The 12,138-nt window shown below is 52.9% G+C and carries 11 protein-coding genes; 8 read left to right on the top strand and 3 right to left on the bottom strand.

The genetic code is table 11. The features are described from left to right. Positions 1-31: 31 nt before the first annotated feature. From purH to dusB, 3 genes are read right to left on the bottom strand one after another with little or no spacing between them, the layout of a single operon-like run. A complete protein-coding gene (purH, locus tag NM686_RS15635; RefSeq protein WP_255188785.1) occupies positions 32-1,612 on the bottom strand; it encodes a bifunctional phosphoribosylaminoimidazolecarboxamide formyltransferase/IMP cyclohydrolase in 1,581 nt (526 codons plus the stop codon). A 31-nt stretch (positions 1,613-1,643) separates the two neighbouring features. Next, positions 1,644-1,907, bottom strand: coding sequence for a helix-turn-helix domain-containing protein (locus tag NM686_RS15630; RefSeq protein ID WP_255188784.1), 264 nt, complete (start codon positions 1,905-1,907; stop codon positions 1,644-1,646). Further along, a complete protein-coding gene (dusB, locus tag NM686_RS15625) occupies positions 1,908-2,885 on the bottom strand; it encodes a tRNA dihydrouridine synthase DusB (protein WP_255188783.1) in 978 nt (325 codons plus the stop codon). It lies immediately after the preceding gene. Positions 2,886-3,143: 258 nt separating this feature from the next. Here dusB and NM686_RS15620 point away from each other — a divergent pair, with 258 nt between their 5' ends. The 8 genes from NM686_RS15620 to NM686_RS15585 all read left to right on the top strand — a co-directional run bounded on the left by NM686_RS15620 (position 3,144) and on the right by NM686_RS15585 (position 11,735). Next, positions 3,144-4,304, top strand: coding sequence for a D-alanyl-D-alanine carboxypeptidase family protein (locus NM686_RS15620; protein ID WP_255188782.1), 1,161 nt, complete (start codon positions 3,144-3,146; stop codon positions 4,302-4,304). Next, the gene (locus NM686_RS15615; protein WP_255188781.1) at positions 4,304-5,143 is read left to right on the top strand and encodes an aminotransferase class IV; all 840 of its coding nucleotides are present in this window, start codon (positions 4,304-4,306) and stop codon (positions 5,141-5,143) included. Before NM686_RS15620 ends, NM686_RS15615 begins: the two co-directional genes overlap by 1 nt. Beyond that, complete coding sequence (locus NM686_RS15610; RefSeq protein WP_255188780.1) at positions 5,140-5,406, top strand: HP0495 family protein; 267 nt, start codon at positions 5,140-5,142, stop codon at positions 5,404-5,406. The genes NM686_RS15615 and NM686_RS15610 overlap by 4 nt, the downstream gene beginning before the upstream one ends. Positions 5,407-5,413: 7 nt before the next feature. Further along, positions 5,414-6,028, top strand: coding sequence for a lipoyl(octanoyl) transferase LipB (lipB, locus tag NM686_RS15605; RefSeq protein ID WP_255188779.1), 615 nt, complete (start codon positions 5,414-5,416; stop codon positions 6,026-6,028). Next, entirely contained in the window at positions 6,025-6,996 is a 972-nt protein-coding gene (gene lipA / locus NM686_RS15600; RefSeq protein WP_255188778.1) for a lipoyl synthase, read from the top strand. Before lipB ends, lipA begins: the two co-directional genes overlap by 4 nt. Positions 6,997-7,911: 915 nt before the next feature. Continuing rightward, entirely contained in the window at positions 7,912-9,018 is a 1,107-nt protein-coding gene (locus NM686_RS15595) for an ISAs1 family transposase (RefSeq protein WP_255187025.1), read from the top strand. Positions 9,019-9,031: 13 nt separating this feature from the next. After that, on the top strand, positions 9,032-10,237 hold the full coding sequence (locus NM686_RS15590) for an ISAzo13 family transposase (protein ID WP_255188777.1): 1,206 nt from the start codon (positions 9,032-9,034) through the stop codon (positions 10,235-10,237). Positions 10,238-10,400: 163 nt separating this feature from the next. After that, entirely contained in the window at positions 10,401-11,735 is a 1,335-nt protein-coding gene (locus tag NM686_RS15585) for an IS1380 family transposase (RefSeq protein ID WP_255188233.1), read from the top strand. Positions 11,736-12,138: the final 403 nt, after the last annotated feature.

Raw genomic sequence — 12,138 nt, 5'->3', positions numbered from 1 at the left:
CCATAGGTCGCGCAAGCAAAAACAAAACCCTTTAGTGTCTGAAGTGACGCATGCCGGTCAACACCATCGCGATGTTGTGCTCGTCGGCGGCGTCGATGACTTCCTGATCGCGCATAGAGCCGCCGGGATGGATCACCGCGGTGATGCCGGCGGCTGCCGCCGCATCGATGCCGTCGCGGAACGGAAAGAAGGCGTCGGACGCCATCACCGAACCGGGCACGACCAAGCCTTCGTCGGCAGCCTTGATGCCAGCTATTTTGGCGGAATAAACCCGGCTCATCTGGCCGGCGCCTATGCCTATGGTCTGGCCGTTCTTGCCGTAGACTATGGCGTTGGATTTGACGAATTTCGCCACTTTCCAGACGAACAACAGATCGGCTAACTCTTGTTCGGTCGGCGAGCGCTTACTGACGACTTTCAGATCATTTGCGCTGATATTGCCGGTATCTTTATCCTGCACTAGCAAACCTCCGCCAACGCGTTTGAAGTCCAGCGCCGCTACGTTGCCGTTCGTCCAGAAACCGGTTTCCAGGATACGGACGTTTTGTTTTTTCGCGAACGCGGCTTTTGCACTTGCGGAGACTTTGGGCGCGATGACGACTTCGACGAATTGGCGGCCGGCGATTTCAGTGGCGGTTTTTTCGTCCAGTTCGCGGTTGAAGGCGATGATGCCGCCGAAGGCAGAGGTTGGATCGGTGGCGTAGGCCAGGTTATAGGCCTCGAAAATTGTCTCGGCGACCGCGACGCCGCAAGGGTTGGCGTGTTTGACGATGACGCAGGCCGGCTGTTCGTCGAAGCTTTTCACGCATTCCAGCGCCGCGTCGGCATCGGCAATGTTGTTGTAGGACAGTTCCTTGCCTTGCAACTGCTTGGCGCTGGCGATGCTGCCCGCCGGCGGATTTTTTTCGCCATAGAAGGCCGCGTTCTGGTGCGGATTTTCGCCGTAACGCATGCTTTGCAGACGGTGAAATTGCAGGTTCAGGGTTTCCGGGAAGTGGCCGGCATCGACGACCTTGCCCAAATACGCGGCGATCATCGTATCGTAACGGGCGGTATGCTCGAAGCTTTTCAGCGCCAGTTTGAAGCGGGTTGCGTGGCTCAAGAAACCGGTGTTGGCTTTCAGTTCTGCCAGGATTTGTTCATAATCGGCAGGATCGACGACGATGGCGACATCGTTGTGATTCTTGGCCGCGCCGCGGATCATGCTGGGGCCGCCGATGTCGATGTTTTCGATCGCGGTTTCCAGGTCGCAATCGGGCTTGGCCACGGTTTGCTCGAAAGGGTAAAGATTCACGACCACCATGTCGATAGGCTTGATGCCGTTTTCCGCCATCACCGCGTCATCGATGCCGCGCCGGCCGAGAATGCCGCCGTGCACCTTGGGATGCAGGGTCTTGACCCGACCGTCCATCATTTCCGGAAAGCCGGTGTAATCCGAGACTTCTGTGACGGGTACATCGTTGTCGGCCAGCAGTTTAGCGGTGCCGCCCGTCGACAGCAGTTCTATGCCCAGGCTGTGCAGCGAGCGGCAAAATTCCAGAACGCCGGTTTTATCGGACACGCTGATCAGCGCGCGGGTGACTTTTGTATTGGTGCCCAAGTGGGTATTCATGCGAACCTCAAGAAGAGAAAAAACGGGAAAATTAACCGATGCCGTACTGTTCTAGCTTTTTGCGCAAGGTGCTACGGCTCATGCCCAGGATTTTGGCGGCTTTGCTTTGATTGAAATCGGAATGTTTTAGCGCGGTTTCCAATAGCGGTTTTTCGACTTCGGTCAAAACCAACTGATACAAGCCTGACGAATCGTGGCCGTTGAGTTGGACGAAATAGTCCTCGACCGATTGGCGCACATGCTCCGATAGCGTGTGATTGTTGTTGTGACTTAGCTTGATTGATTCTGCTTCCATCTAGGCAACTCGTGGCGTGATGAGGTTAAACGAGGCGTTGACCCGCGCAAGTTGTTGCGCGGGTTGCTGTGCCTGATTGATTTGTTGTTTTTGTTCGGCGGACAAAGTGCCGAGTTGGTCGAAATACCAGCCGATGTGCTTGCGAGCAATTCTAACACCACTGGTAGAGCCGTAAAAACTGTATAAATGCTCCAGGTGCCGGTTGATCACGGCTTGCATGTCGGACAACGACATTGAAGATTCCCGGCCCGTCGACAGTTTGCTGTGCAGTTCCTGGAAAATCCAGGGTTTGCCTTGGGCCGCGCGACCTATCATGACCCCATCGGCGCCGGTGTAATTCAGCACATGACGGGCTTTTTCCGCGCTATCGATGTCGCCATTGGCAATCACGGGAATCTTGATGCTATCTTTCACTTGTTTGATGGTGTCGTATTCGGCATGGCCATTGAATTTACAGGCCCGTGTGCGGCCATGGATGGTCAATGCTTGGATGCCGCAATTTTCGGCGATCCGGGCGATTTTGACCGCATTGCGATGAGCCGCGTCCCAGCCGGTGCGGATTTTCAAGGTTACCGGCACTTCGACGGCAGCGACCACGGCGCTCAAAATGCGTGCGGCCAGGTTTTCGTCCTTCATTAAGGCCGAACCGGCTGCCACCGAGCAAACCTTTTTGGCGGGGCAGCCCATGTTGATGTCGATGATCTGCGCGCCGCGATCTTGATTCAAGCGGGCGGCGGTGGCCATTTGTTCTGGGTTGGTGCCTAAAATTTGCACCGCGCGCAAACCGATTTCACCGCTGAAGTCGGATTTTTTCAAGGTGCGCGGATGGTGTTGCAAATGATCATGCGAAATCACCATTTCCGACACGGTCAGTCCGGCTCCGAATTGCGCGCACAGGCGGCGGAACGGATTGTCGGTGACACCGGCCATTGGAGCTAGAATGATGTTGCTGGGGATAAGGTACGGGCCAATTTGCATGTGTCGGCAGGCAGTCAAAAAGGCGGCACATGATACCCGAAAATTGATCGCTGGGGGGCTTAACTTTATTGAACGCTTGAGGCAGGCGCCGTGGGGCTCGGGCGTGGTTGCCAGTCCCGGTTCGGTTTTGGCTTCGACTCGGCCACTGCCCTGGCTTGATGTCGATTGAATACGATCCGCCGGCTTCAAGCGGTTTTTCTAAGCGGCGCGCGACGGTGTTACAATAAAGCTTTCCAGAATAACTATCGAATTGCAATCATGAAGTTATCTTTCCGTTTGACATTCAGTCTTTTGGCTGGATTGTTGCTGCTATTGACCATGCAGACTCTGCAAGCTGCCGGTCCAATTTTTACCCCGGCCGCGCCGAGCATTGCCGGTAATAGTTACTTTCTGATGGATTTTGACAGCGGGCGCGTACTCGCCGAAAAGGAACCCGATAAACGGGTTGCGCCGGCCAGTTTGACCAAGATCATGACGGCTTATGTCGTCTTTCGCGAACTGAAGGCAGGACATCTGGCCTTGGATGAAAAGGTTACGATCAGCCAAAATGCCTGGGAAACCGGCGGTTCCAAGATGTTTGTCGAAGTGAACAAACAGGTGCCCGTCGAGGAATTGCTGCAAGGCATGATCATTCAGTCCGGCAACGATGCCAGCGTGGCTTTGGCCGAGCATGTCGCCGGCAGCGAGCAGACTTTTGCGACGATGATGAATGAGCAAGCCTCGCGCTTGGGCATGGTCAACAGCAATTTCGAGAACGCTACCGGATTGCCGATGCCGAACCACTACAGCAGCGCACGGGATTTGGCGTTATTGGCCCAAGCCTTGATCAGGGAATTTCCGGAATATTACCGCTGGGATTCGCAAAAAGAGTTTACCTATAACAATATCACCCAGAAAAACCGCAACCAGTTATTGTGGCGGGATGCCTCGGTTGACGGCGTTAAAACCGGTTATACCGAAGACGCAGGTTATTGCATGGTGGCGTCGGCCAAGCGCGACGACATGCGCCTGATTTCGGTCGTGATGGGCACGGCAAGCCCGAATGCCCGCGCCAACGAAAGTCAGTCATTGTTGAATTACGGCTTCCGTTTCTTTGAAACCCATAAACTCTACGAAGCCGGCAAGCCGCTGGCCGAAGCCCGGGTTAGAAAGGGCGAAACCTCCAAATTGGCCGTTGGGGTCGCCGAGGATGTGTATGTCACCGCGCCGCGCAAACACTTCAATGAGTTGAAAGCCGAAACTCAAGTTGACAAGGCGGTTCTGGCTCCGATCAACAAAGGCGATACCGTTGGTTCCTTGAATGTCACGCTAGCCGGAGAGAGCATTTTGACCAAACCGCTGGTTGCGATGGATGCGGTGGCCGAAGGTGGTTTTTTTCGGCGCCTGTATGATGCCGTGCTGGTAATGCTGGATCGCTAGTGGCTGATCAGGTTTATTTGAACGGCGAGTACCTGCCGTTGGCCGATGCGAAAGTGTCGGTCCTGGATCGCGGTTTTTTATTCGGTGACGGTGTTTACGAAGTCATCCCGGTTTATCGCGGCCGCTTGTTTCGATTTGATGACCACATCACCCGTCTGAACGCCAGCCTGCGAGCGATTCGGCTGGATGTGAACAAAACGGTTGCCGAGTGGCGGGCGATTTTCTCGCCGATGCTGGATAGCAGCAAGGACCAATACATTTACCTGCAAATTACTCGAGGTTATGCGCCTAAACGCGATCATGGCTTTCCCGAGCAGGTTTTGCCCACGGTGTTTGCAATGTGTTCGGAAATGAAACCGTTTGCAGGGCGAGCTACCGGTGTCAAGGCCCTTACCCTGGAAGACACGCGCTGGCGGATGTGTAACGTCAAGGCCATTACGCTGCTGGCCAATCTGTTGTTGCGGCAGGAAGCTCTGGATCAGGATTGTGCCGAAGCGATTTTGGTCAGAAACGGCTATGTCACGGAAGGGGCCGCCAGTAACCTGTTTGCGGTGATTGATGACGAGTTGATCACGCCGCCAAAAAGCAACGAAATCTTACCGGGCATCACCCGGGATGTAATACTGGAATTGGCCGAGGCCAATCAAATCCGTTGCCGGGAAGAGGTGATTGCCGTAGAGGCCCTGCAAGACGCCAGCGAGATCTGGGTGACGAGTTCCACTCGCGAAATCGTGCCCGTGACCGAATTGGACGGCATGATGGTTGGCAGCGGCAAGCCTGGCCAGGTTTATCGGAAAATGGATCAACTATTTCAAGCTTACAAGCAATCGTCAGCATGAGCGAAACAGAAAGCCTTTTAGAATTTCCCTGTCAATTCGCGATCAAGGCGATGGGGAAGAGTCGGGATGATTTCGACGCGATCGTGGTTGAAATCGTGCGTCGGCATGTCGCCGATATTCGCGAGGGTGCCGTGACCAGTCGGCCGAGCAAGGCGGGCACCTATACCTCGGTTACGGTCATGATAGAAGCCACCAGCCGCGAGCAGCTCGATGCGATCTATCAGGGCCTGACCGATCATCCCGACGTATTGATGGCGTTGTAAGGTTTTGGTGCGCGGGCAAACCGTTATACGGCAACTGGGACTGCGGGACTATCGGACCGTTTGGCAGCAGATGCGGCAATTCAACGCCGAACGTGGCGCGGATAAAGCGGATGAAATCTGGGTTACCGAACATCAGCCCGTCTACACTTTGGGCTTGAACGGCAAGCACGAGCATCTGTTACACGGCGGCGACATTCCCTTGGTGGAAACCGACAGGGGGGGGCAGATAACCTATCATGGCCCCGGGCAATTGGTTGTTTATGCACTGCTGGATTTGCGTCGATTGGCGATGGGGCCCAGGCAAGCGGTGTCGTTGCTGGAAAATGCGATGATAGCGGCGCTGAGCCAATATGGTATCGGGGCCGAAGCCAGGGCCGATGCGCCGGGGGTCTACGTCGATGGCAAAAAGATTGGCGCCCTGGGGCTCAGAATCAAACAGGGCTGCAGTTACCATGGCCTGAGCCTGAACAACGATATGGATTTATCGCCCTTTTACAATATCAATCCCTGCGGTTATGCCGGCTTGCAAGTCACCCAGCTGGCTGACTTCGGAGTGAAAATCAGGCTTCACGAACTGGCAGTGCCGGTTGTTCATCACATTATCAAGGCGATCGAATCATGAAATTGACCGCACCTTCCCGCACCACGCCCGAAACCCACCAGCGCAACGCCGACAAGTTGTCGCGGATTCCAATCAAGGTCGAAAAACCGGAAACGGTGTTGCGTAAACCGGATTGGATCAGAATCAAGTTGCCGAGCGGTGACAAGATCAACCAGATCAAGCAGTCGCTACGGGAAAACCGCTTGCATACCGTCTGTGAAGAAGCCGCTTGCCCCAATCTGGGCGAATGCTTCAGCCATGGTACCGCCACCTTCATGATCATGGGCGATTTATGTACCCGGCGTTGCCCGTTTTGCGATGTGGCCCACGGCAAGCCCAAGCCTTTGGATCAGGAGGAACCGCTAAATTTGGCGCGTACTGTCGCGGCGATGGGTTTGAAATACGTCGTCGTCACGTCGGTCAACCGCGACGATCTGCGCGACGGTGGCTCTGGACATTTTGCCGCCTGTATCGCCGCGATTCGCCGGGCGTCACCCGCAACCACGATCGAAATTCTAACGCCGGACTTTCGTGGGCGTATGGATAATGCGCTGGAAATTTTACGCAAACAGCCATGCGATGTATTCAATCATAATCTGGAAACCGTACCGCGCTTGTATCTGGAAGCGCGGCCGGGTGCTGATTATCAAACCTCGTTGCAATTATTACGGCGGCATAAGCAATTGTTGCCGAATGTGCCGACAAAATCAGGCTTGATGCTGGGAATCGGCGAAACCGAAGCGGAAGTGATAGAGGTGCTGCGGGATTTAATGGCGCATGGTTGCAGCATGTTGACCCTGGGGCAATATTTACAGCCGAGTAAGGATCATCTGGCGGTCAAGGAATATGTTCACCCCGATCAATTCAAGCGTTATGCCGAGATAGCCCGTGAATTGGGCTTTCAACAGGTTGCCAGTGCGCCGTTGGTGCGATCCTCCTATCACGCCGATTTGCAGGCGGCGGGCGTGCGGAAAAATACTGAGGGTTGAGTTGCGGAAGTCGTAGCGGGGGGAATCCATTGCCGGACAGGCTTGCTGGCAAGGTTTCATGCCAGCAAGCCCGCGACTACAAAGACTTGATGAAAGACTGGATAAAGTTTATTTCGAGGTGCTGCGGCGAGAGGGATGAGGCAAATGCCTGTTGATGTCTCAAGTATGAGTCGTAAAGTTGATCAACCTCGTTGGCGCTGATGTAGGCGTAGGTGTTGCGACCTGCAATCATCCACCGCAAACCGGCGTTATTTGCAACTGAAATATGTCACTGTCTATGGGGTGCAGTCGACCATTATGTGAAGTTTCCTTTTATGCATACTGTCTTGGTTTCGAATTGTTGACATCAGGAATCATGCGGATTGAGCAAGGCAGTCAGATAAAAAGCTGGTCATAATTTTTGCAAACTTCAGGAGTCGATTTTCTGTTGTTCAATTCAGAAAACAACCCTCAGCACTACAGATAGCTTTTTCTATTTAAAATAGTTCCCAATAGGGAAACAATCATACGAAATTTATCCATAATGTCGCTAAAAAGTGAGAGTGCGATGCGCCTGGCGACATCGACCGGAATAAACGCTGATATTGCTCCCTTTTGGTGTATTTGAAAGCTTGTTTCAAATCATGGAAATTATGCAAAGATTGCGAGCAAGATAGAGGCTTTCAAGCCAGATCACATCTCGCTCGCGACAACATCGCTATACATAAAAGGAAACTTCACATAATGGCCGTTATGCATAGCTATGCATAGGATATCGCTAAAAACAACTTCCCTGAATTGCTAAGGGCGAATCGACGATAATAAGCGTTTTTCGCAGCGTAAGATAAAAAGCCAGTGATCGGTTCAGGGCAATCGCGCTTTGTAGCACTTGCACGGGCAAGGGGTTTAGTATAGCGATTTTGCCTAATATCCCAGATGCTCCCAGATCCAACCCCCTATTTTGCTGACCTCACAGACCCGCGGCGAGAGGGCAAAAACAAACTCCACAAACTCACGGATATCGTGATGATCGTCTTATGCGCAGTATTGAGCGGCATCGAGGATTGGGTCGGCATGGAAGAGTTTGCCGAAGAAAAAGAAGATTGGCTGCGGACCTTTTTGGAATTACCGAATGGAATTCCCTCGCACGATACCCTGAGTAATGTCTTGGGCCGCCTGAATCCCCAAGCGTTTGCCGAGACCTTTCAACGTTGGGTGCAGGCGGCATTGCCAAGCCTTTCAGGACAGCAAGTCTGTTTGGACGGCAAGACCTTGCGCGGCAGCCGCGAAGGGGATAAGGCCGTGCATTTGATGAGCGCCTTTGCGGCTGAAGCGCGTTGGGTGTTGGCGCAACAGGCGGTGGATGAGAAGACTAACGAAATCAAGGCGATCCCCGATTTATTGTCGATGTTGGACATCAAAGGAGCTCTGATCTCGATCGATGCCATGGGTTGTCAAAAAGCCATTGCGAAAACCATCGTTACGGCGCAAGCGGATTACGTGTTGGCACTGAAGGATAATCATCCGAACCTTTGCGAGGATGTCAGGTTGTGGCTGGATACTGAAAATGCCAACGACCGCTTACCGGTCTACGAAACCATCGACAAAGATCACGGTCGCCTGGAAATACGCCGTTACAGCTTGAGTAGCGAGATTGCTTGGTTGACGCAAAAACCTGACTGGGCCGGGCTACAAGCCATTGGTCGGGTTGAATCGATTCGCACCCTCGGTGACAAGACCTCGGTTGAGTGTCGCTACTATTTGTGTTCGTTTACGGATTTGCAGCGCTTTGCCGAAGGGGTACGGCAGCATTGGGCGATAGAAAATTCCCAGCACTGGGTGCTGGATGTGCAGTTTGGCGAAGATGCGAATCGCGCCAGAACAGATCATTCCGCCGAAAACTTGGCGTTGATGCGACGGATGGCACTCAATTTACTACGAAATAACGGACCTACTAAAGACAGCTTGAAGCGCCGCAAGTTGCGAGCATGTTTGAACGATAACTATCGCTTTAAATTACTCTTCGGAACATCTGCAACATAGCGCGATTGCCCTGGTGATCGGTTACGAGCAAGCCATCGAAATCAAAATGCAGCGACTGTTTAGAACCTTATCCGAAAAGGATAAGCGTCGTTATGCGGGCATAGAAGCGACGAAATTGGGCCATGGCGGTATTGACTATATTTCGAAGCTATTCGATATCGATCCCAAAACCGTCCGCCGTGGACTGCAGGAATTAGACTTTGCCGATGACCCAGCATCGGAGCGGGTCCGAAAAAAAGGTGGGGGCCGGAAACCCGCGATTGAACAGCAACCCCAGCTATTGGTTAACTTTCTGGCACTGCTGGCGGAATTCACCGCCGGTGATCCGATGCGGGAAGGTGTGTTATGGACCAATCTATCCCGTTGCGAAATTAGTCGCCGGTTACGGGAGATGGGAACGCCGGCTAGCCGTCATACAGTGCGCAAGCTGTTGCGAAAACACGGCCTGGGCCAACGCAAGGCGCGCAAGAAAAAATCCATGGGCGCCCATCCCGACCGCAATGCCCAATTCGAAAACATTGCTCGTCTCAAAGCGGAATACTTGGCTGCTGGAGAGCCCGTGATCAGCATCGACACCAAGAAGAAAGAACTCATCGGTGACTTCGCCCGCGAAGGGCATACCCATACACAAGCCCCTGTCGAAACGCTGGATCATGATTTTCCAAGTGCTGGCCAAGGTAAGCTCATTCCGCATGGTATTTATGACGTGGCTCGGAATGAAGGCACGATTCACCTCAATACCAGCCACGATACCAGCGAATTGTGTTGCGATAGCATCGCCCTGTGGTGGCAACGGCAGGGCCGCGAGCACTACCCCCATGCCAAGCGGTTATTAATCCTGTGTGATGGGGGTGGCAGTAATGCCGCTAATCGTCATGTTTTCAAAGAAGCCGTGCAGGCTTTGGCAGAATGTTTGGGCTTGGAAATTCGCATCGCACACTATCCGCCCTATTGCTCAAAGCACAATCCGATTGAGCATCGCTTGTTTCCGCACATCACCCGCGCCTGCCAAGGTGTCGTGTTTCATACGCTCGACATTGCCAGGCAATTTATGGAAAAAGCTAAGACCACAACCGGATTAAAAGTCACGGTCGACATTTTGACCGGTATCTATGAAACCGGAAAGAAATGTGCCGCCGATTTCATCCAAAACATGCGAATCGTATTTGATGATTTTCTACCCCGATGGAATTACCGAGCTCTGCCTCAAAACAGGTAATTTCGGGAAGTTGTTTTTAACGGAATCCATAATAGCCAAAAGCGGTCGCTGGCAATTACCTGAATCCGTGACTTAAAAGGCCATCCACGGCCGCAACGCAATGATTTAAAACGCTTATTCTGGGATAATACCGCTATTCTTCCATTCACCCGGCGAGTGATTCATGAAGCGGTTTATCCTGGAGCAATCTGAAACTGAATTTTATACCAGCCATTCTGGATTAGCCTTGGTCGGTTTATGTTTGAATCAATATGGCCAGCTCAATCAGGCGCTGGAAAAAGGTATTCCGCTACGGCACGGTATTGCTCACGCCGATATTATCAAAAGCTATATAGGCACCCTTAGCCTGGGCAAAAGCGACTTCGAAGCCATCGAAAACCATCGCGACGACGACTATTTCAAAGCCGCGCTCGCCATTCATCAAGTACCCTCCAGCGCCCGCCTCAGACAGCGACTGGATGAACACGCCGACGCCTTATTACCGATCATTTATCAAAGCAACCTCGATTTTCTGGCTCACGCCCAGGTGCCGGTAACGCCGTTAGCCACAGGCCATGTCGCGTTGGATATCGATGTTTACCCCATGAACAACGAAAAAACCTGCAAAGAAGGCGTCTCCCGAACCTACAAAGGTTTTGACGGCTACGCCCCGATTGCCCTCTATCTGGGTAAAGAGGGCTGGTGTATTGGTAATGAACTGCGCGAAGGCAAGCAGCATTGCCAATACGAATTCCGCTATGCGCTGGAGCGCGGACTCGCCGCCGCGAAACGTTTGACGACTTTGCCTTTGTTGGTCCGGCTGGATGGCGGTCACGACGCGCTCGACAATCGCATCGACTTACACGAAGCCGATCAGGTCGATTTCATCATCAAATGGAACCCGCGTAAACAAGATGCCGACGCCTGGCTGGCCTACGCCGAACAACACGGCCAGTGGACCACACCGCGCGAAGGCAAACGCGTGGCCTTGTTCAGTGTCATGGAGCAACACACTCGCAACGGTAAAACCTATACCTGTCGCCGGGTCATGCAAATCACCGAGCGCACCATCACGGCTCAAGGCCAAGCCCTCGTGCTACCGGATATCGAAATCGAAGGCTGGTGGACCAGTCTGCCGGTGGCCGATTACGACGATGCCATGGTTATTGCCCTCTATCGCGACCATGCCACCGCTGAACAATTCCACAGCGAATTCAAGACCGATCTGGATATCGAGCGCCTGCCATCCGGCAAGTTTGCCACCAACGACCTGATCATGAGCCTCAGCGCCTATAGCTACAACATCCTGCGCTGGATAGGCCTGATCGGCTTGCTGGGCGAACAAAGCCCGGTCAGGCATCCTGCCAAGCGGCGGCGTATCAAAACCGTGATCCAGGAACTGATGTATCTGGCCGCGCGACTCATCCGTAGCGGGCACCGGCTGAAGCTGCGCTTTTCACAGAGCTGTCCCGGTTTCATCGCTTTTGAATCCACCTACGCCAAACTCGCCGCCGGCTAGCGACTGATCGCTCTGCCATCGATAGCACAACGCCGCAAATTCACAGTGGCTTGGGAATCCTGCGCCTAAAGTCCATCAAATTGAATCATGCAGGGAAAATATTCCAGATAATACGCTGCATTTCTAGCCGTTAAACTCGATTGCCTGGACCACACTTTTAAATTCAGCGAATTTTGGAAGAGTATGACGAATAAAAGGTCTGGCAATATGTGGAGTCACGGATTCAGGAATTATTCATTTCAAATAGGTTGGCCATCAGGTTACGACCCAAAAGAAACATTCACCTCCTTGTTTTCTGACGCAACCAAAATTGCTTGAAATGAAAAAAGCCGACATTCAGGTTATTCGTTAAGGGCAGAAAAGTCGTATGGTAAGAATGGTCAACATTGAGCAGTAAATGGCA

This window comes from Methylomonas rapida (assembly GCF_024360925.2).
Classification (GTDB): Bacteria; Pseudomonadota; Gammaproteobacteria; order Methylococcales; family Methylomonadaceae; genus Methylomonas; species Methylomonas rapida.
This window is presented reverse-complemented; position numbering and strand designations above follow the sequence as displayed.